Here is a 919-nt window from a genome sequence, read left to right on the forward strand (position 1 = left end):
GTTCACTGGTTTTTTCAAGCAGCTCCCGCTCATCTTTGGCTTTTTCCGCAACTTCCATAGCCTGACGCTGACGTTCGGCTTCTTCAGCCTGGCGCTGGCGCGCTTTTTCTGCAGCCTCAGCAGCAGCCCTGAGTGCGGCTTCTGCCTGTAACCGCTGTGCTGTGGCAGCTGAAAGTGCTGCATCAGCCGCACTCTTTTCGTTCCGGGCATTCTGCAGGATATTATTAGCCTGAGACAATTGGCTATTCAGAGCATCACGGTTAGCCACTGCTGCATTAATTTCATTCTGTTTAGTATCAACGTTATGTTGAGCGCGAATCAGGCCACTTCGCATATTAAAATGAATCCGGCTACGAATAGGATCATTGATAAATTTAAGCGTCTCCTGGACACGCTGGTTAGCGGCTGCAAGCTCATTTTTCAGGGGCGTCATTTCAGCCTGTTTCTGAGTTATAACCTGATTTGCAGCACTGACAGCGCCGCTGAGGTTATTAACATTGAGTTGTGCTGTATTAATCGCTGCCTGTGCGGCCTCCACCCGCTTACCTGCATCAAACTCAGCTTTGCTCTTTCCTGATGCGATGGCACGGGCTTCCTCTTCAGCCAGAGCGCGGGCATTTGCTTCCGCTCTGGCACGGTCAGCTGCCTCCTGTCGGATTCTCATCCCCTCGTTATAGGATGCCGTAAGCTGAGGTACTTCCCGGGGAACTTTCACAGTCCAGGTTCGCTCGTTCCCGTTTTTCCCACCGCCGCCAGAAGTACGTTCCTCACGAACCTCCGTCATAACCTTGCCATTACTGAGCCAGTAGCCCGGTGGCAGGTTTCCTGACTGTACCATCAGATAATTTTCCACAGCAGTCTGAACAGGAGACTTCCCGCCATTCTGACCTGCCGGCGAAACAGGATTATTGACCAGGGA

General features: G+C 52.1%; 1 pseudogene. It reads right to left on the reverse strand.

From position 1 onward, the window contains the following. Positions 1-919 (reverse strand): annotated as a pseudogene (gene caa / locus OGY18_RS00085) (pore-forming bacteriocin colicin A); the annotation flags it as partial.

Source organism: Citrobacter sp. Cpo142, assembly GCF_030332425.1.
Taxonomy (GTDB): Bacteria; Pseudomonadota; Gammaproteobacteria; order Enterobacterales; family Enterobacteriaceae; genus Citrobacter; species Citrobacter portucalensis.